Origin of the sequence: Actinomadura sp. 6N118, assembly GCF_044326415.1 — a bacterium.
Classification (GTDB): domain Bacteria; phylum Actinomycetota; class Actinomycetes; order Streptosporangiales; family Streptosporangiaceae; genus Spirillospora.
In genome coordinates this window covers 404,503-423,358 of sequence record NZ_JBIRAZ010000007.1, presented here as the reverse complement: position 1 = coordinate 423,358, position 18,856 = coordinate 404,503, and the positions used below count along the sequence as shown (strand labels likewise).

The following is an 18,856-nucleotide window of genomic DNA, read 5'->3' as shown; positions in this document are numbered from 1 at the left end:
ATCTTCCAGCGGCCTGACCTGCGAGTTTGCTGGCAGTGACGTAATCCGGCCGTTATTCATCTGTGCATTGACAGACGTTAATTTTGTGTGGTCTAGTCCGGCCTAGACCAGTACTGACCTGACCTTGACCAGTGCTACCGACCGGACTCCCCGGCCCACGAGGACTCCCGTGACAGCGATCGATCCACACAGTCCCGTACCCAAGTACTTCCAGCTCCGAGCCATCCTGCTCGATCTGATCGAGACGGCGGAACTGCCCGTCGACGCACCGATCCCGTCGGAGCGGGAGCTGTGCGCGGAGTACGGCCTGTCCCGGATGACCGTGCGCCAGGGTGTCGACCAGCTGGTGACCGAGGGACGTCTCTACCGAGTGCCGGGCAAGGGCACGTTCGTCGCCCGGCCCAAGATCGAGATGCCGCTGCGGCTCGTCTCGTTCACCGAGGACATGCTCAGCCGCGGCCTGCGGCCGGGCGCGATCGATCTGGCCCGGCGCACCGTCGCGGCCGACGCACGGCTGGCCCGGCTCTTCGAGGTCGAGGCCGGTACCGCCATCCATGTGATCGAACGTCTCCGGACCGCCGACGGCGAGCCGATGGCGTTGGAACGGTCACACATCCTCGCCTCCTTCGCCCCCGATCTGCTCGACCGGCGTCTTGCGGATCGTTCCCTCTACGGCGTGCTCGAGGCGGTGTACGGGCTGGTCTTCGACGCCGGAGACCAGACCATAGACGCCGCGGTCGCCGACGCGACGGAGGCCAAGCAACTACACATCCCCAGGGGCAGCGCCGTGCTGCTTCTTCAGCGGCGCTCCTACACCGGGGGCGTCTGCGCGGAACTGGGCGTGTCGACCTACCGGGCCGACCGCTACCAGGTCCACACGGCCCTCGGAAATCCCCCGACGCGCTCCTAGCGCGGCCCCCCGGTAAAACGAGGAGGAACCCCTGATGAGTTCGACAACCGCCGTGGGCACCGTGCCCGGCGGCAGCTCCAAGACACTCGCTGTCCTGCAGCGGATCGGCCGCAGCCTCATGCTGCCGATCGCCGTGCTGCCGGCGGCGGGCCTGCTGCTGCGTCTCGGCCAGCCCGACGTCATCGGCGTCGACGAGACCAAGGACCCGTGGATCAGCTTCTCCGGAGCCGACCGGGTCGCTGAGATCTTCGCCGCCGCGGGCGGTGCGCTCTTCGATTGGCTGCCGCTGCTGTTCGCGGTGGGTGTGGCGGTCGGCTTCGCGAAGAAGTCCGACGGCTCGACCGGGCTGGCCGCCGTGGTCGGCTACCTGGTCTTCCACTACGTCAGCATGACGATGTTCTTCCACACCTTCGCCGACGACAAGCTGGTGTTCCCGCGGATCACCAAGTCGTTGTTCGACCCGGACAACCCGGGCACGCCGAAGGTCGCCGTGGACCTGGCCGCCGCCAACCCGACCCGGGCACTGGGCGGAATCGTCATCGGCATCGTGACCGCGCTGCTCTACCAGCGCTTCTATCGGATCAAGCTGCCCACGTGGCTGGCGTTCTTCGGTGGGCGCCGGTTCGTGCCGATCATCACCTCGTTCGCCGCGCTGCTGCTCGGCCTGCTCTTCGGGTGGATCTGGCCGGTCCTCGGCAAGTGGATCAGCAACGGCGGCGAGTGGATGGCCGACCACAGTGAGATCGGCGCGGGCGTGTACGGCGTCATCAACCGTCTGCTCTTGCCGCTCGGTCTGCATCACATTCCCAACAACGTGGTGTGGTTCCAGATCCCCGACTGCACCGTCGGCGGCAAGAGCTACAGCGGCGACCTCAACTGCTACCTGCAGGGCGCGGACGGCGCGGGCTGGTCCATGACCGGATACTTCCCCGTCCTGATGTTCGGTCTGCCCGCCGCCGCGATCGCCATCTGGCGCGCCGCCCCGGCGCACCGCCGTCCGGCCGTCGGCGGCCTCATGCTCTCCGCCGCGCTGACCGCGTTCGTCACCGGCATCACCGAGCCGATCGAGTTCGCGTTCATCTTCATCGCCCCGGTGCTCTTCGGCATCCACGCGATCCTGACCGGCATCTCCATGGCCATCGCTGATCTCCTCGGCATGAAGCTGGGCTTCAGCTTCTCCGCGGGCTTCATCGACATGGTGATCAACGGGGGCAAGGACAACACGAAGAACCTGTTCGGGTTGATCATCATGGGCCTGATCTACGCGGTCATCTACTACGCGCTCTTCACGTTCATGATCAAGAAGTTCAACCTCGCCACCCCGGGCCGCGAGCCCGAGGGCGAGGACTCGGTGGCCGCAGACCCGGCCGCCGACCCCGAGCTCGCCGCCGGCGAGAAGAAGAGCCGATCGCGACGCGACGGCGCCGAAACCGCGGCCGATAAGCCGGCCACGTAACACATCCGGGACCTCCAGCCCACAGGCCCCACTCCGAGTCCTCTCTTGACTCCCAGGGACGACTCACCCCGCAGCGGCGGGGCGTCACGATCCGACGCCCCGCCGCTGTGTCTTTTCCGGAATCCGCTGGGCTTTCTGTTACTGCGGTGACCGTAGGTGGCCACGGTGTATTCGCGCGGACCGGTGGGGCTCTTGTTGTCGACGCCGAACGACAGGAGGTCTGCAGCATGCCGAGGCGATACATCCGTACCCCGGACGTACGTAACATCCGTACCCCCGACGTCCGTGACCGGGCCATCCCGGTCACGGAGAGCGGCTACGCGTTCGACGGAGCGCTTGCTCTTCGGCCTGATGGCGTACGCGAGATGGCTCGGGCGCCGGGGCCGCCGGAGCTTCGCCATACCGCCGAGGCGACGTTACAGCTGGTCGCCGAGGTGCTGGCCGGGACGCGTCCGGTTCGGCAGCTCGCCCGGCGCGCGCTGCCTGAGGTCTGCCTCGCGATCGCCGCGCATCGGGCTCCGGTGGCGGCCGGGGTACGGATCGTTCCGCCGCGGATCCTGACGTCGTGGCTGCAACAACCCGCACCGGACGCGGTCGAGGCGGGAGCGGTCGTCGTCATCGGCGGGCGCGTGCGGGCGCTGGCGCTGCGGCTCGAACACCGGCGGGAACGCTGGCGCTGCGTCACCGTCGAGACCACCGACAGGGACGGCGGGAGAACGCGGGCACACGCGTTCCCGTGAAACAGCGAAGCGGCCTCCCGGTTCGAAACCGGGAGGCCGCTTCAGCGTGCGTTACTTGTTACTTGTTGCGCGGGTCGCCGTGGCAGCGCTTGAACTTCTTGCCCGAACCGCAGGGGCACGGGTCGTTGCGCGAGACGCCGGCGTATTCGTCCTCGGACTCTTCCCTGTGGTGCTCCACGCCGCCCTCACCGTCGACGGTGGGACCGGAGTAGTCCAGCTTGGACGGACGCTTGGGCGCGTCGAGCCCCTTCGCCTTGATGTGCGGCGCTTCGTCCTCGGGGACGTCGTCCACCTCGACGTCGTCGGTGGGCTCGGCGGTCTTGGAGACCTCGACCGGCGCGGCACCGACGGTGGGAGCCGCGGGCTGGTCCTCGACCTCGACCTCGAGGTTGAAGAGGTAGCCGACCGACTCCTCCTTGATGCCGTCGAGCATCGCCCTGAACATGTCGAAGCCCTCGCGCTGGTACTCGACCAGCGGGTCGCGCTGCGCCATGGCCCGCAGGCCGATGCCCTCCTGGAGGTAGTCCATCTCGTAGAGGTGCTCGCGCCACTTGCGGTCGAGCACGGAGAGGACGACGCGGCGCTCGAGTTCGCGCGTGACCTCGGCGCCGAGCTCCTCTTCGCGCTTGTCGTACGCGGCGTTGGCGTCCTCGCGGATGCGCTCGGCCAGCGTCTCGGCGTCCAGGCCGGAGATGTCGCCGCCGACCTCTTCGGCCAGCTCGTCGACCGTGATGGAGATCGGGTAGAGCTGCTTGAACGCCTTCCACAGCTTGTCGAGGTCCCACTCTTCGGCGAAGCCTTCGCCAGTGGCACCCGCGACGTAGCCGTCCACCACCTCGGTGAGCATCCGGCGGACGTTCTCGTGCAGGTCGGCGCCCTCGAGCACCTGGCGGCGCTCGCCGTAGATGACCGTGCGCTGGCGGTTGAGCACCTCGTCGTACTTCAAGACGTTCTTGCGCATCTCGAAGTTCTGCTGCTCGACCTGGCTCTGCGCCGACTTGATGGCGTTCGAGACGATCTTGGACTCGATCGGCACGTCGTCCGGGATGTTGAGGCGCGTCATGATCGACTCAACGCGGGCGGAGTTGAACAGCCGCATCAGGTCGTCCTCAAGGGACAGGTAGAAGCGGGACTCGCCCGGGTCACCCTGACGGCCGGACCGGCCGCGCAGCTGGTTGTCGATGCGGCGCGACTCGTGCCGCTCGGTGCCCAGCACGTAGAGCCCGCCGGCGTCGACGACCTCCTCGTGCTCGCCCTTGACGTCGTCCTTGGCCTTGTCGAGGGCCTCGGGCCACGCGGCCTCGTACTCGTCGGGCGTGTCCAGCGGGCTGAGCCCGCGCTGGTGCAGCTCCAGGTCGGCCCGGAAGTCGGGGTTGCCGCCGAGCATGATGTCGGTGCCTCGACCGGCCATGTTGGTGGCGACGGTGACGGCGCCCTTGCGGCCCGCCTCGGCGACGATCGCCGACTCGTGCTCGTGGTGCTTGGCGTTCAGCACCTGGTGCGGGATGCCGCGCCGCTTGAGCATCTTGCTCAGCCGCTCGGACTTCTCGACCGAGGTGGTGCCGACCAGGACCGGCTGGCCCTTCTCGTGACGCTCGGCGATGTCCTCGACGCAGGCCTCGAACTTGGCCTGCTCGGTCTTGTAGACGACGTCGGCGACGTCCTCGCGGATCATCGGCTTGTTCGTCGGGATCGGCACGACGTTGACCTTGTAGGTCTTGTTGAACTCCGCCGCCTCGGTGTCGGCCGTACCGGTCATGCCGGACAGCTTGGAGTAGAGGCGGAAGTAGTTCTGGAGGGTGATCGTGGCGAGAGTCTGGTTCTCGTCCTTGATCGCCACGCCTTCCTTGGCCTCGATGGCCTGGTGCATGCCCTCGTTGTAGCGGCGCCCGTGCAGGATCCGGCCGGTGAACTCGTCGACGATCAGGACCTCGCCGTTCATGACGACGTAGTCCTTGTCCTTCTTGTAGAGCTCCTTGGCCTTGAGCGCGTTGTTGAGGAACGAGACGAGCGGCGTGTTCTCCGGCGCGTAGAGGTTGTCGATGCCGAGCCAGTCCTCGACCTTCTCGACACCGGACTCGGTGATGCCGACGGTGCGCTTCTTCTCGTTCACCTCGTAGTCGCCGGGGCCGTACTCGTCGACCTGCCCGGCGGTGCTGACCAGCTCGGCGCGCTTGAGGCGCGGGGTGATCTTGGAGAACTCGCCGAACCACTTGGAGTTCTGCTCGGCCGGGCCGGAGATGATCAGCGGCGTCCGGGCCTCGTCAATGAGGATCGAGTCGACCTCGTCGACGACGGCGAAGTTGTGGCCGCGCTGGACGCACTCCTCCAGGCTCCACGCCATGTTGTCGCGCAGGTAGTCGAAACCGAACTCGTTGTTGGTCCCATAGGTGATGTCGGCGTTGTACGCGGCACGTCGCTCTTCCGGCGTCATCTGCGGGACGATGACACCGACCTCGAGCCCCAGGAACTGGTGAATGCGCCCCATCCACTCGGCGTCACGCTTGGCCAGGTAGTCGTTCACCGTGACCACATGGACGCCGTCGCCGGACAGCGCGTTCAGATAGGCGGGGAGCACACAGGTGAGGGTCTTGCCCTCACCGGTCTTCATTTCTGCGATATTGCCCAGATGCAGCGCGGCTCCACCCATGACCTGAACGTCATAGTGGCGCTGGCCGAGCACCCGCTTGGCGGCTTCACGCGCCGTCGCGAACGCCTCGGGCAACAGCTCGTCCAGGGTCTCGCCCTCGGCGATACGCTCCCGGTATTTGTCAGTCAGCTCGCGCAACTCGGCGTCGCTCATCTCGAGGAAGTCTTCCTCGATCGAGTTGACCTGATCCGCGAGCTTCTTGAGCTTGCGCAGGGTCTTGCCTTCGCCCGCGCGAAGGATCTTATCGATGACTGGCGGCACTCTCGGAGGCTCCTTGCAGATCGTGGTTCACCGCGACCAGCGGCACGCACACCACACGTACGATGCCATCGTAGGCGAGTCCAAGGATGGTCTAGCTCACGCGGCGACGCAATCCAGGCCGCATTCTGTTTGACCGGCCCGTCACGCGGAAGATCTAGACGTGCATTTGAGGGGAGGCGCCAGATGTCTGATGAGTCGCTTGGATCGCACGCCGGCAGACCCAGCTCATGGGTCGCCGTCACGGTCGTCTTCATAGGCTTCGTGGTCGGCGGGGTGGCCCTGACCATAGGCCCCAACTGGATCGTGTTCTGGATCGGCGTCGCGATCGTGGTGATCGGCAGCGTGGTGATGGGCGCCGTCCACATCTTCTCCGACGTGGTCGTCGACGCCCCGCGTGTCATCCCCGAGATCGTGGACTATTCCCTCTTCGGCACCCGTACAGAAAAGCGCCGCGGCGGCCTGGCCGGCGAAACGCTGGACAAGCCCAAGGCCACCGACCCGCACCAAACCCCACATGGCTGAGCAGCCCCGCCAGACTCCACGCGGCTAAAACAGCCCCGCCAGCCCGTCTTGCCACCAGCGCAAGACGGGCTTTCGCATCCCCACCCACTCAACCTCCGATCACGCGGTGGCACGGCCGGGCGGCGGGGCAGGTGGTGGCCTCAGGTGGTCGGCGACAGGTCCAGGGCGGGAAGGATGTGGGGTGGGTTGAGCTTTTCCACTCGGACGTCGTCGCAGGCGACCCAGGTGGCGGCTTGCCAGAGGGCGGTACGGAGGGCTTGGAGGGTGGTCTCGGCGCGGGCGGGAGTCGCTGTCGCCCAAGGCTCAAGGGAGACCTGGCGGGCGACGAGGGTTTTGCCCTCGCGCGCCGGGTCGACACGGCCCAGAAGCCGGCCGCCCGCCAGGAGGGGCATGGCGAAGTAGCCGTGCACGCGCTTGGCCTTGGGCACGTAGGCCTCCAGCCGGTGGTCGAAGCCGAAGACCCGGGAGGTGCGGGCGCGATCCCAGACCAGGGAGTCGAACGGGGAGAGCAGGGTGGTGGCGTGCCTGCCACGAGGCGGCTTGCCCAGGGCACCGGGATCGGCCCAGGCGGGATGCTTCCAGCCCTGGACCTGGACAGGGACGAGATCCGTGGCCTCGATGACGGAGGACACCTGGTCGCCCTTCACGCGGAAGTAGTCGGCCAGGTCGGCACGGGTGGCCACGCCCAAGGCGCGGCCGGCGTGGGACACGAGGCGGGTCAGGCACGTCGTGTCGTCCGGATCCTGGGCGAGAAGGTCGGCGGGAACGGCCCGTTCGGCCAGGTCGTAGACGCGCCGCCAGCCCACGCGCTGCACGCAGACCACCTCGCCGATGTCCAGCAGCCACTCGATCGCGATCTTGGCGTCGCTCCACTGCCACCAGTCGCCGCCCGACTTGGCTCCGCCGATCTCCTTGGTGGTGAGCGGGCCGTCGGTGCGGAGGCGCTTGAGGACGTCTTCGCGGGCCCCGTCGGGAACCTTGTGCCAGCGCACTCCCCGGTCGCGGAACGCACGGCGGCGGAAGGCGAACGACGGCCACTCGGAGATGGGCAGGATGCTGGCGGCGTGCGCCCAGTATTCGAAAGTCGCTCCGTCGCCCCAATAGGCGTCCTCGACGGCCGCGCGCCCGACCGCGCCCAGGCGGGCATACGGAACGAGCTCGTGGGAACGCGCGAGCACGGAGATCGTGTCGAGTTGGACGGCGCCCAGATGCTCAAGGAGAGCCGGGACTCCCCCGTCGCGATGACCTTGCCCGGCGGCACCCAGCAGACCCTGTGCGCGCAGTTGGAGACGGCGGGCTTCGTCGGCTGTCAGTTGAACGTGGCTCACGCCGCGATCGTAGGACACAACACCGACAAAACGCCTTCGGCGGTTGCCGCACATGGAGGCGGCCGGCGCGCGATCGTCGAATCGGCAATATCAGGCGCGTCGAATCGGCCGTATCAGGAGAAGAGGCGCGCTGCTGATCGCGCCCGGGGGGCGTTGGGGGTCAGGTGATTTCTAGGAGTTTCTCTCGGACTGCGTAGACCACGGCTTCCATCCGGGAGTGCAGCTGGAGCTTCTCCAGGATGTTGCGGACGTGGTTTTTCACGGTGTTCTCGGAGATGAAGAGTTCCTTGGCGATCTCCCGGTTGCCCAAGCCGCGGGCCACCAGGCGGAGCACTTCCATCTCGCGTTCGGTCAGCCGGGGAGCCGGCACCTGCTGGGTGCGCTCCTCGCTGCGCTTGGAGAGGGAGGCGAACTCGGTGATCAGCTTGGACGCCATCGAGGGGCTGATCAGGGACTGGCCGCCGTGCACGGCGCGCACCGCCTGCGGGACCTCGTCGATGGAGATCTCCTTGAGCAGGTAGCCGCTGGCACCGGCTTTGATCGCCTCGAAGAGGTCCTCTTCCTCGTCGCTGATGGTCAGCATCACGATCTTGGCGCTGGGGGCGGCCTCCTTGATCGCCGTGCAGGCCTCGATGCCGGAGCGGCGGGGCATGCGGATGTCCATCAGGACGACGTCGGGAAGCAGGTCGCCCGCCATCTGGACGGCCTCGTGGCCGTCGCCGCCCTCACCGATGACCTCGATGTCGGACTCGCTCTGCAGGACCATCTCCAGGCCGCGCCGGAAGAGCGCGTGATCGTCGACGATGAGCACTCTGATCGGATCGGACTCGCCGGACGCGGCGGAGTCACCTGCGGCCACCTGACGGGGTACCGCCGCGGCGCCGCGAGTCTCGGGATTCTCGCTCACCTGAGTCGCGACGTGGAGGAGACGCCGCTTCCCCCCTTCACTGTGCGTGATCTTGGGTCATGTGGAGCGCGGTGGTCCGGGGCCGACACGGGCCCCGGACCACCGCGTCCGCGGCTTGCTTTCTAGATCATGACATGCTCGGCGGGGTGACGTGTCGCATGTGCCACATCACTCTTCGACAAGGCGGATGACGCCGTAGTCCCAGCCCCGTCGCCGGTAGACGACGGAGGACTGCCCGCTGGCCTTGTCGCGGAACAGGAAGAAGTCGTGGCCCACCAGCTCCATTTCGAAGAGGGCCTGCTCAATGCCCATGGGCTCGGCCTTGTGGAACTTCTCCCGGACGACGATGGGGCCGTCGCCCTCCATGGAGATCGGCACAATATGCTCGTCCGCCGAGAGGTCGGCGGGCTCGTAACCGTCGAGTTCCGGCTCGGCGGTCTCCGTGACGGTGGTCGCGGCCACCGGCTCGGGCAGGGGCTCGGGCGGCAGCTGTTCCATGGTGGCCAGCTTCGCCGGGGACTTGCCGTGGTGGGCCTTGTGGACCTTGCGCCGGTCACTGTCGCGCCGCAACCGGGACTCAAGCTTGTCGAGCGCCAGGTCGAGGGCTCCGTATCGATCGTCGGCCGCGGCCTCGGCCCGGATGACAGGCCCGCTGTGGTGGATGGTGAGCTCGACGCGTTCCCGCCGGTCGGCCTGGCGCGGATTACGCTCCTGCGACACCTCCACATCAACGCGGATGACCTTGTGGTTCAGCTTCTCGATCTTGGCCAGTTTGTTGTCGACGTGCCGCCGAAACCTGTCGTTGACGTCCGTACGGCGGCCCTTCACGATGATGTCCACGCGGGACCCCCCCTTCTCCCGGAAAATGACGGGCTCCCGTTCTTTCGGGGTCGCACCCGCCCGGCCGACCTGGTCTTCGTCCCCACATCCGCCTGCTGAGAGCCTCGCGGCGCTCTCGCCACTACTACCCTTCTCTCGCTTCGGGGGATGTCGGATCCCCCGATGAGGCAGGACTTACCTCTAAGGCGCACCGTGATCGGTCGACGAGAAGTCGCCTTACGTGGGCCGTTTCGCCTGCGCCTGGCATCGGCTAGCCGGACCGCCTTCCGTGCCCTCACAGAGCACTGCGATCCGACGCAACCACGGACCCGGGCGGGTGCCATGTCAGGAACGCTAACCCCTTCCGCCACGAATGTCAGGGGGGTGAACGGAGGAAAAACTCACACACCGTCATCGTTTGGGGTCGCATTGCCACTCTCGAACGCTCCCGCGAAGCCGCTCACGTGCCGTGAACCCCCGCGAGCGCGGGGGTGGGGGTCGCGGTCTCAATGCAGGTCACGGGCATCTGACCGCTCGGTGAGTTTGGAAATTCCGACCGGCGCGATGACAGCTCGTGACTGTAGATATCAGAAGCTTCCCACCCAGATGAGACATCTCGGGCAAGATTCCGTGACGGTGGGTAACTCGTTATCGTGTCGGCGCCTTACAGTGAAGAAAGTCACCCTCCCCCGGCCGTCACCATTTTCGTGGCGTCGCGGCGACAGTCGCGACGCCCACCACATCAGCACCGGCAGCCCGCAGGGCCCGCGCAGCCTCCGCCGATGTCGCTCCACTCGTGATCACGTCGTCGGCCACGACGACCCGCCTCCCGGCCACCCATGCCACCGCCTCGAACGCCCCCACCAGATTGACGGCGCGCGCCGTCGACGACAGCCCCGCCTGATCAGCGACCCGCCGTCTCTGACGCAGGGCGTCCACCCGCACGACCCGTACTCCCGCCGCTTGGATCTCCTGCACCGCGAACGAGGCCATCCGGCGAGTCGCGTCATGTCCCCGCTGCCGCACCGCCATGGCCGAGGACGGCACCGGGACCAAGGCCACCACCCCCAGGCCCTCTGTGGCGCTATGAGAGCCGCTCACGCCCCTCTCATGACCCGCCTGCGCGTCATGACCGCCCCACCCGGGAGACCCGGCCTCTAGAGCCGCGAGAGCGCTCTTGGCGAGGGCCCGGCCCAGCGGGCGGGCCAGGCTCGTGCGGCCGCGCTCCTTGTGAGCGACGATCAGGGCTTGGACCGGACCCTCGTACGCGGAGATCGTCCAGGGCGGCGGAAGCCCGAGCGGCACGGGAACGGGCGAGGCTCTGCGGGCGGGGCCGCTCAGAAGGGCCGCGCAGAGCGTGCAGATGGATTGGTCGAGGACGCCGCCAGGCTGGTCAAGGACACCGCAGCCTGCGCAACGTTGAGGCAGGGCCAGATCGAGCAGGGTCTCGAATAAGCGCATGCGGACGACGATGCCCGAAGGTCTCGGTCCACGGCCAGACCCCGCGCAAACTGTGGATAACTCCCAGCGGTAGTGGTTCGGACTCTCAGCGGTAGTAGTTCGGATCGGAGCCCTTGATCGGGCACGTCCACTCGCTGAACTGGTCACGGGCCAATTGCTGATGGCAGATCACGTTGTGCTGGCCGTTGCGAGTACCGAGGTAGACGGGGGCGCCCGGCGAGGCTGCGATCGAGTTGGGCTCGCCCTGGATGCCACCGCCCAGCGGGCTGATAGCGCTGCCGCTGACCGGAACGAGGTAGGGCAGGACCTGCGACTCGGACCGTCGGCGCCCGAGCACGGCGAGGGTGCCATAGTCGCGCCACGACAGGTCGATGGCATCTTCCAGCTCCGAGCTGACCGGCAGGAAGATACCCGCGTCGATGGCACCCTTGTCGTCGTAGGCGATACGCCCGAGTTGCACCTGGGTGCGGTTGTCGACCTTGACGATCGCGGCAGCCCGGACGCCGTCGCGGGCCAGCCGGAGCGCGAGGACCTCACGGCCGCCGAGTCCCCAGTGCTCGACCCGCTGGAACGGCTGGCCGCGCTTGCGCACCCATAGCCAGGACTTGTTCTTGTCCGTCTCGACGACCCACAGCTGGTTATTGCGATCCCAGGTGGGGGCGGTGAAGCGCGAGCCGGGCCGCTGGTGTACCAGCAGGGTCTGCACCTCGCGCGCGCCGACCACGCCCTTGGTCAGGAGCACCTGGCTGCGGTCAGGACTCAGGCCGGCCGCCTCCGACTTGTCCGGCGCGACCGCGGGGCGTATGAGGCGGTAGGCAAGGCTCTGGGTGAGGGGATTCTCCTCGCCCGAGGCCAGCCCGCTCAGCAGGCCCTTTTCCCCGATGAAGTAGGGGGTCTCGGCGCTCTGCGCTTCCTCGCTCAGGTTCCCGTCCGGGGCGTACTCCTGCCAGGACCGGATCGGCTGGGTGGCGTCGTGGCCGTCGGGCGCGATCTCGTCGCCATCGATCTTCAGCCGCCACTGCTTGATCTCGGAGAGCTGCCGCAACGTCCAGCTGAGCTGGGACGACATGCGTTCGGGATTGCCGCCGGCCGCTTCGCGGCTGAGGTTGACCGTGGCGATGTCGTCCTTGTCGATGTCGACACCGCCGCCGAGCAGCTTGGTGTTGGCAGGGAAGGCGCTCTTCACCGCCGGGCTCAGCCAGGACGTGGGCCCGGACAACAACGCCCGGACCAGGTGGGTGGCCAGGTGCCGCCGGTTGGCCAGCGGCAGGAAGACCCCGTTGGGCACGAGCCGCCGCTGGTCGGGCGTGAAGAAGTACAGGTTCATCGAACGGAACGCGCGGTCGACGTCGGCCTTGGTGAGCAGCAGGCCGACCTGGCCCTCCGTGGGCAGCCCGGTGATCCGCCACGTCCCCGGCTGCGTCCGGGTGAGCTGGAAGCTGACGACGACGTCCCGGGGATCGGCGGTGTACTGGCCGTCGGTGTTGATCGCGCCGAGCTGCTTGCCCGCGAGTTTCACGGTGGCCTGCGTGTCGTTCATCTTCTCGATCCGCGGCTCGAACCGGGCGTCGCCGAAGACCGTGACCGCGGGCCGGGTACCGACCTTCCAGCCGGTGTTGCCGGCCAGATACTCGCGGGCGACCTTCTGGCCGTCGTCGAAGCTCGCCGAGGCGTACAGGAAGCCCGAGACGATCTGCGTCGGCGACCAGCCCGTCCGCGGCCGGACCGGGATGAGCCGGACGTACGGATCGTCGGCCTGCTCGGCCCGGTCGGCGGTCTTGCCGGACACCACCCGGCCACCGCTGGGCACGGTCGCGCAAGCGCTGACGCAAGCCATCAGCATCGCCGCAGTCATGACGGCGGGACGAGATCGGCGGCGGGAGGGCCGGCGGGAGGGCATGGTCATTCGCCTACCTCCAGCTCCGCGAACAGGGGCCGCGATGTGCCGGCACCCGGCGGCACGAGCGGCAGCGGCGAGCCGCGCAGCTCGGCTCCAGCGATCCGCGGCAGCGACAGGCGGAACTGCGAGCCGACCCCGGGCTCGCCCCAAGCCTGCAGCCAGCCGCCGTGCAGCTGGGCGTCCTCGCGCGAGATCGACAGGCCCAGGCCGGTCCCGCCGGTGGTGCGCGCGCGGGCTGGGTCGGCACGCCAGAAGCGGTCGAAGACCATCTGCCCCTCCCCCGGTTTCAGCCCGACGCCGTGATCGCGCACGGCCACCGCAACCGCGTCGCGGTCAGCGGCCACGGACACCACGATGTCCTCGCCCTCGCCGTGTTCGACGGCGTTGACCAGCAGGTTTCGCAGGATACGTTCGACCCGGCGGCTGTCGACCTCGGCCATGCAGGGCTCGCCCGGCAGCTGGAGCACCATCTTGCTGCCCTTGCGTTCGGCCAGCGTCTGGGAGTCGTCCACGGCACGCAACACCAGGTCGCGTACGTCCACCGACTCGGCGTCCAGCGTCGCCGCCCCGGCGTCGTGGCGGCTGATCTCCAGCAGGTCGGCCAGCAGCGACTCGAACCGTTCGAGCTGGCTCTGCAGCAGCTCCGCGGACCTCCCCACCGACGGGTCGTCGAACGTGTCGCGGTGCTCGTAGAGCATGTCGGCGGCGATGCGGATGGTGGTCAGCGGCGTGCGCAGCTCGTGCGACACGTCCGACACGAACTGCCGCTGCACCTGCGACAGGTCCTCCAGCTCGCCGATCTTGTCTTGGAGGTTGGCGGCCATGTCGTTGAACGAGGTGGCCAGGCGCGCCAGATCGTCCTCGCCGCGTACCTTCATCCGCTCTTCGAGCCGCCCCGCCGCCAGCCGCTGGGCTCCCTGCGCCGCCAGCCGCACCGGGATGACGACCTGCCGCGTGACCAGCGAGGCGATCGCCGCAAGCAGCAGCACCAGGACGGCACCGACGCCGACCAGGGTCCGCTGCACATCGGTCAGAGTCCTCTCCTCCTGAGTGAGCGGGAAGAGGTAATAAAGCTCGAACTGCCCGGCCTGCCCACCCACAATGAGGCTGCGCTGCGACGGGCGTTCAGGATCGGTGTACGTCAGCGTCCCGTACGTGCTGGCAGTGGTGAAGCTGGAACTGGCCGCCGACTGCTTGAGCTGCTCGCGCAGGCGCCGCGGGACGCTCTTCGCCTCCAGCCCGTTGGTGCCCCAGCCGTCGACGAACTCGTTCCGCGTGTCACGGATGTAGACCTCGTACAGCCCGGACGGGCCGCTGCGCGCCCGGAGCCCGTTGACCACGCTCTCGACGCGGCCGCCGGTCTCGGCGGAACTGGCCAGCTCGCGCCGGACCGCGGCGAGGCCCTCGTCGAGCTGGCCGGTCGCCGTGTTGGTCTTGGCCTCCAGGAGCGCGGAGCTGATCCGCAGCTGGAGGAAGACGCCGAGGATCGCCACCACGATCGCGGAGATGACCAGCGTGGACGTGACCACCCGGACCTGGATGGAACGGCGCCACCGCGTGTAGAGGCGCCGCGCGACGCCGCGCACGATCCGGCGGAACGTGACGAGCCCGCGTCGCACGTTCCGCCTGATCGCGGTCATGTTCATCGTGGTCATGGCCGGCCTGGCCGTGGATTCCTGCTGCTCACCGGGGGTCCGGACAGGGGCGCGGCTATGCCGGACCGGCCTTGTAGCCGACACCGCGCACGGTGACGACGATCTCCGGGCGTTCCGGGTCCTTCTCGATCTTGGCCCGGAGCCGCTGTACGTGCACGTTGACCAGGCGGGTGTCGGCGGCGTGCCGGTAGCCCCAGACCTGCTCCAGCAGCACCTCGCGGGTGAACACCTGGCGCGGCTTGCGGGCCAGGGCGACCAGCAGGTCGAACTCCAGCGGGGTGAGCGGGATGTGCTTGTCGCCCCGCTTCACCGAGTGGCCCGCCACGTCGATCGTGATGTCGCCGATCAGCAGGGTCTCGGGCGCCGGCTCGTCGGTGCGCCGCAGGCGGGCGCGGACGCGCGCCACGAGCTCCTTGGGCTTGAACGGCTTGACGATGTAGTCGTCCGCGCCCGATTCCAGGCCGAGGACCACGTCGACGGTGTCGCTCTTGGCCGTCAGCATGACGATCGGTATGCCGGATTCGGCGCGGATCTGGCGGCAGACGTCGATGCCGTCCGCGCCGGGAAGCATCAGGTCGAGCAGCACGAGATCGGGCCGCGTCTCCCGGAACGCTTCGAGCGCCTTGTCGCCGTCGTGCACGAACGACGGCTCGAAGCCCTCGCCCCTCAGCACGATGCCAAGCATTTCGGCGAGCGCGAGGTCGTCGTCGACGACCAGTACACGTCCTCTCATGGCCCTCATCGTCACAAAGTCGGGGTTCGGTGGAGTGGGGTGGCGAGAATTACATCTAGGGGTGCAAGGTTACCCGCGTTTGCCTTGTACATGACCCCTCCTGGCCACCGGGCACGGGGCACCGGCTCGCAGATACCGGTGTTCAAAGGCCCGATTGTCAACTGGGACTCCCCAACCTGGCCGTGGGTTGACCCGGATTTGCCACGAGTTGCACCACACGTTAACGGGCAAGGTTCGCGTTCCACAGCTTGCACCCACGTGCGCTTTAGGCGGACAAGGCTCGCTTAGCTCATGACAGGATGACGAGAACTTCGAGAGGTCCGTTCGTTCGCACGTTGGCCGCCGTACTGGGAGCAGAGAGATGCCGGGACCGAAAGGGTGGGAGCCTGACGACGCCCCTCTCCTGGGTGGCGACGTCCCGTTCCGGCCGATGTCGATCTCGGAGATGATGGACGGCGCCATCGCCGGGATGCGCCGCCATCCGCGGGCCACGCTGGGCCTTTCGGTGGCCGTGACCACGGTGATCCAGGTGCTCGGCTCGCTCATGGCGTACTACCTGCTGGGCCCGGAGGCGAGCGGCGGCTTCACGCGCAGCAAGTTCTGGGAGTCGGTGGGCACCCAGCTCTGGCTCGGCGCGCTCGGCATGACCCTTTCGGCGTACGGAATCCTCCTGCTCTCGGGGTTTCTCGGCCCGGTGCTGGGGCGCAGCATGTTCGAGCGGCCGGCCTCGTTGCGGCAGGCGTGGCGGGACACCCGGCCCCGGCTGGGCCGCCTGGCCGCCGTATCGGCCGTGGTCATCCTCGCCGCGCTGCTCGGACTGATCCTTCCGCTCGCCCCGTTCGCCATGCTCGTCGCCGCCGAGACGCATCCGGCGCTGAGCGTGCTGGCCGGGGTCATCGGGATCCCGGCGGGCCTGGCCCTCATGATCTGGCTGTACGTCCTGCTGGTGCTGGGCTCGCCCGCCGTGGTGCTGGAACGGCAGACGTTCACCGGGGCTCTGCGGCGCGCCACCGCGCTGTCCCGGGGCCGCTGGTGGCGGACCTGCGGCACGCTGCTGCTCACCATGATGATCACGTTCTTCATGGGGTTCTTCGCGCTGCGGATCCCGTTCCTGGTCGCCGACCTGGTCTTCTTCGAGCGCGACCCGCACGGCAGCGAGCTGGTCCTGAAGATCGCCCTCGACACGGTCGGCCGCATCGTCAGCTGGTCGGTGGTGCTGCCGTTCGACGCGGGCGTGATCGCGCTGCTCTACTTCGACCGCCGCATGCGGCGCGAGGGCCTCGACCTCGACCTCCGCACCCGTCCCGCCGAGGACACGGCCCCCGCGCCGGCGCACGTCCCGGCCACCGACGACCACGCCCAGGCCCCTGCGGACGGATCCACCGCCACGGAGCCCGGCGACGATGGGTTCTTCGACCTGTGGCGGCCGAGCCCGCTGATCACCTCCCCCTACCCCGGGGTTCCTCATGATCATTGATCCGATCGGGCGGGACGAGGCCCGGGAGCTGGCCCGCCGCGAGCTCGAAAAGCAGATGTACCAGGACAACTCGTCCTGGCTGGAGAAGTTGTGGGACCAGTTCACCGATTGGCTGAACGGCCTGTTCGAGGACGCGTCGGCGCCGCAGGCGCAAGGCAACGGCGGCGGATGGGTCTCGATCGTCATCATCCTCGTGATCCTGGCGGCGGCGATCGCGATCGTCGCATGGCTCATGCGCGGCCGCCGCCTCACCCGTTCCCGCAAGGCTCCGCTCCTCGAAGAGAAGCCCTCGGCCTCGCGCGACCATCGCGACGCCGCCGAACGGCACGCCGCCGCGGGCCAGTGGGCGGAGGCGATCCGGGAACGGCTGCGAGCCATCGCCCGTGATCTGGAGGAACGAGCCATCCTCGGACCGAGACCGGGCCGTACCGCCGACGAGCTGGCGGCCGAGGCCGGGCAGGCGCTGCCGGAGCTGGCCACCGACCTCCTCACGGGCGTACGGATCTTCGACGACGTCTGGTACGGCGACCGGCCGGGCACGGCGGAGGGCTACGCCACGCTCACCACGCTGGACGAACGGGTACGGGCCACGCGCCCCCGGCCGCTTGACGGCGGGGGCAAGGACGGCGAGGACGAGGCCGACGGCCAAGGCGTTCTCCAGGGCGCCGGCGCTGACCCCGCTGCGGGTGGGTGGCGGTCGCCGTACATCCCGGCTGAGACGGGCGGTGAAGGACGATGACGGACACGATCAGCGCGCCCGCGCAACCTTCCGTCCCACCCGCAGGCGGCAACGGCGGCGGCGAGACGACGGCGCGGCAGGTGGCCGGGCGCCGCTGGCGGGCGGCGCGCGGGATCGTCTTCGTGATCTTCGCGATGGTGATCGTGGCGATCATCCTGGCCGCGCTCAAACCGACGGTCACGCCGGGGTACCTCGACCCCACCGAGCCGGGCCGCGACGGCACCCGCGCTCTCGTCGAGGTCCTCAAGCAGCGCGGCACTCCCGTCACGGTGACGCGCCGCTCGGCCGACGCCGTGGCCCAGAGCAACCCCTCCTCCGTCCTCGTGATCACCAGGCCGGAGAACCTCAGAGCGGCCGACGTCGACCGCCTGCGGGCGGCGTCCGGCGACCTCCTGCTGGTCACGCCGAGCCGCGCGCTCCTGGAGGCGCTGGCTCCCGGTGTCTTCCCGGCGGCTGAATCCTTCGAGAAAGTGGCCGCCCCGGGCTGCTCCCTGCCGGCGGCGACGCTCGCGGGCAGGGTCGACTTCAACCGGGATTCGGAGACCTACGAGTTCCCGCCCGGCGCGGTCGCGACCAGCTGCTACCGCGCCGACGAGTTCGCGCGGGTCGTCCAGCTTCCGCCCGCCGCGGCCGGCGGCCGGACGGTCACGATCATCGGCTCCGCCACGCCGCTCACCAACGAGCACCTCGCCAAAGAGGGCAACGCGGCGCTGGCGATGAACCTCGCGGGTGCCCGTTCGTCCGTGGTCTGGCTGATCCCCGAGCGCCCGCGCGCGGGCAGCGGCGGGGACACGGCGCTCAGGGACCTGATCCCGCACGGCGTGAATCTCTTCTTCTTCCAGCTGGCCGTCGCGGTCGTGCTCATCGCGCTGTGGCGGGGGCGGCGGCTCGGCCCGGTGATCGCCGAGGCGCTGCCCGTCGCCGTCCGTTCCGCCGAGACGGTCGAGGGACGCGCCCGGCTGTACCGTGCCCATCACGCCCGGGACCGCGCCGCCGCGGCCCTGCGTGCAGGTGCCCTTGAACGGCTCGTTCCACTGCTCGGACTGCCCCGCAGCGCCGCGCAGGATCCGGCGGCGGCGCAGGAGATCGTCGCCGCGGTCGCCCGCCGCACGAACGCCGGCGAGGCGGCGATCGGCGCGGCGCTGTACGGTCCTGAGCCTGCGGACGACGCGCAGCTGGTGGGGCTCACCGACTTTCTCGACGACCTGGAAAGGCAGGTTCGGCAATCGTGAACAATCCCGTGGAGCTCGCCAAGGACGGCGAACCACCTGTTGATACGCCCGAGTCCAGCGGAGCTC

15 protein-coding genes are annotated in these 18,856 nt (G+C 68.6%); 7 read left to right on the top strand and 8 right to left on the bottom strand.

Translation table 11 applies throughout. The annotated features are described in order from the left end of the window. Positions 1–169 precede the first annotated feature (169 nt). The 3 genes from ACH34W_RS20870 to ACH34W_RS20860 all read left to right on the top strand — a co-directional run bounded on the left by ACH34W_RS20870 (position 170) and on the right by ACH34W_RS20860 (position 3,106). Complete coding sequence (locus ACH34W_RS20870; protein WP_395962587.1) at positions 170–910, top strand: GntR family transcriptional regulator; 741 nt, start codon at positions 170–172, stop codon at positions 908–910. A 34-nt stretch (positions 911–944) separates the two neighbouring features. Further along, complete coding sequence (locus ACH34W_RS20865; RefSeq protein ID WP_395962586.1) at positions 945–2,366, top strand: PTS transporter subunit EIIC; 1,422 nt, start codon at positions 945–947, stop codon at positions 2,364–2,366. A gap of 227 nt (positions 2,367–2,593) precedes the next feature. Beyond that, positions 2,594–3,106 carry an Rv3235 family protein gene (locus ACH34W_RS20860; RefSeq protein WP_395962585.1) on the top strand — a complete coding sequence of 171 codons (513 nt, stop codon included), beginning with the start codon at positions 2,594–2,596 and terminating at the stop codon, positions 3,104–3,106. A 58-nt stretch (positions 3,107–3,164) separates the two neighbouring features. On the opposite strand, the gene secA is transcribed toward ACH34W_RS20860, so the two are convergent. Beyond that, a complete protein-coding gene (gene secA / locus ACH34W_RS20855) occupies positions 3,165–6,017 on the bottom strand; it encodes a preprotein translocase subunit SecA (RefSeq protein WP_395962584.1) in 2,853 nt (950 codons plus the stop codon). A gap of 183 nt (positions 6,018–6,200) precedes the next feature. Here secA and ACH34W_RS20850 point away from each other — a divergent pair, with 183 nt between their 5' ends. Further along, on the top strand, positions 6,201–6,539 hold the full coding sequence (locus tag ACH34W_RS20850) for an HGxxPAAW family protein (protein ID WP_395962583.1): 339 nt from the start codon (positions 6,201–6,203) through the stop codon (positions 6,537–6,539). 140 nt (positions 6,540–6,679) lie between these two features. Here the strand turns inward: ACH34W_RS20850 and ACH34W_RS20845 are convergent, their stop codons facing one another. The 7 genes from ACH34W_RS20845 to mtrA form a co-directional block, all read right to left on the bottom strand. Further along, positions 6,680–7,867 (bottom strand): winged helix-turn-helix domain-containing protein, encoded by a 1,188-nt coding sequence (locus ACH34W_RS20845; protein WP_395962582.1) that lies wholly within the window; start codon positions 7,865–7,867, stop codon positions 6,680–6,682. A 160-nt stretch (positions 7,868–8,027) separates the two neighbouring features. Then, positions 8,028–8,726: a response regulator gene (locus ACH34W_RS20840; RefSeq protein WP_395962723.1), complete on the bottom strand. Its 699-nt coding sequence runs from the start codon at positions 8,724–8,726 to the stop codon at positions 8,028–8,030. A 216-nt stretch (positions 8,727–8,942) separates the two neighbouring features. Next, positions 8,943–9,614: a ribosome hibernation-promoting factor, HPF/YfiA family gene (gene hpf, locus ACH34W_RS20835; RefSeq protein WP_395962581.1), complete on the bottom strand. Its 672-nt coding sequence runs from the start codon at positions 9,612–9,614 to the stop codon at positions 8,943–8,945. 675 nt (positions 9,615–10,289) lie between these two features. Beyond that, positions 10,290–11,054, bottom strand: coding sequence for a ComF family protein (locus ACH34W_RS20830; RefSeq protein WP_395962580.1), 765 nt, complete (start codon positions 11,052–11,054; stop codon positions 10,290–10,292). An 85-nt stretch (positions 11,055–11,139) separates the two neighbouring features. After that, positions 11,140–12,960 (bottom strand): LpqB family beta-propeller domain-containing protein, encoded by a 1,821-nt coding sequence (locus tag ACH34W_RS20825; RefSeq protein ID WP_395962579.1) that lies wholly within the window; start codon positions 12,958–12,960, stop codon positions 11,140–11,142. Beyond that, complete coding sequence (mtrB, locus tag ACH34W_RS20820; RefSeq protein WP_395962578.1) at positions 12,957–14,594, bottom strand: MtrAB system histidine kinase MtrB; 1,638 nt, start codon at positions 14,592–14,594, stop codon at positions 12,957–12,959. The genes ACH34W_RS20825 and mtrB overlap by 4 nt, the downstream gene beginning before the upstream one ends. 70 nt (positions 14,595–14,664) lie before the next feature. Beyond that, on the bottom strand, positions 14,665–15,342 hold the full coding sequence (gene mtrA, locus ACH34W_RS20815; RefSeq protein WP_151558308.1) for an MtrAB system response regulator MtrA: 678 nt from the start codon (positions 15,340–15,342) through the stop codon (positions 14,665–14,667). A 361-nt stretch (positions 15,343–15,703) separates the two neighbouring features. Here mtrA and ACH34W_RS20810 point away from each other — a divergent pair, with 361 nt between their 5' ends. The 3 genes from ACH34W_RS20810 to ACH34W_RS20800 are packed head-to-tail and all read left to right on the top strand — an operon-like array spanning position 15,704 to position 18,790. Next, positions 15,704–16,819 carry a hypothetical protein gene (locus tag ACH34W_RS20810; RefSeq protein WP_395962577.1) on the top strand — a complete coding sequence of 372 codons (1,116 nt, stop codon included), beginning with the start codon at positions 15,704–15,706 and terminating at the stop codon, positions 16,817–16,819. After that, positions 16,809–17,558, top strand: coding sequence for a DUF4129 domain-containing protein (locus ACH34W_RS20805; protein WP_395962576.1), 750 nt, complete (start codon positions 16,809–16,811; stop codon positions 17,556–17,558). Before ACH34W_RS20810 ends, ACH34W_RS20805 begins: the two co-directional genes overlap by 11 nt. Then, positions 17,555–18,790 carry a DUF4350 domain-containing protein gene (locus ACH34W_RS20800; protein WP_395962574.1) on the top strand — a complete coding sequence of 412 codons (1,236 nt, stop codon included), beginning with the start codon at positions 17,555–17,557 and terminating at the stop codon, positions 18,788–18,790. Before ACH34W_RS20805 ends, ACH34W_RS20800 begins: the two co-directional genes overlap by 4 nt. Positions 18,791–18,856 lie beyond the last annotated feature (66 nt).

Excerpts from the sequence above, each read along its gene's own strand:
- ACH34W_RS20800 (WP_395962574.1), top strand. The coding sequence starts at position 17,555 with ATGACGGACACGATCAGCGCGCCCGCGCAACCTTCCGTCCCACCCGCA.
- ACH34W_RS20865 (WP_395962586.1), top strand. The coding sequence starts at position 945 with ATGAGTTCGACAACCGCCGTGGGCACCGTGCCCGGCGGCAGCTCCAAG.
- mtrB (WP_395962578.1), bottom strand. The coding sequence starts at position 14,594 with ATGACCGCGATCAGGCGGAACGTGCGACGCGGGCTCGTCACGTTCCGC.
- mtrA (WP_151558308.1), bottom strand. The coding sequence starts at position 15,342 with ATGAGAGGACGTGTACTGGTCGTCGACGACGACCTCGCGCTCGCCGAA.
- ACH34W_RS20805 (WP_395962576.1), top strand. The coding sequence starts at position 16,809 with ATGATCATTGATCCGATCGGGCGGGACGAGGCCCGGGAGCTGGCCCGC.
- ACH34W_RS20825 (WP_395962579.1), bottom strand. The coding sequence starts at position 12,960 with ATGACCATGCCCTCCCGCCGGCCCTCCCGCCGCCGATCTCGTCCCGCC.
- ACH34W_RS20860 (WP_395962585.1), top strand. The coding sequence starts at position 2,594 with ATGCCGAGGCGATACATCCGTACCCCGGACGTACGTAACATCCGTACC.
- ACH34W_RS20830 (WP_395962580.1), bottom strand. The coding sequence starts at position 11,054 with ATGCGCTTATTCGAGACCCTGCTCGATCTGGCCCTGCCTCAACGTTGC.
- ACH34W_RS20850 (WP_395962583.1), top strand. The coding sequence starts at position 6,201 with ATGTCTGATGAGTCGCTTGGATCGCACGCCGGCAGACCCAGCTCATGG.
- ACH34W_RS20810 (WP_395962577.1), top strand. The coding sequence starts at position 15,704 with ATGCCGGGACCGAAAGGGTGGGAGCCTGACGACGCCCCTCTCCTGGGT.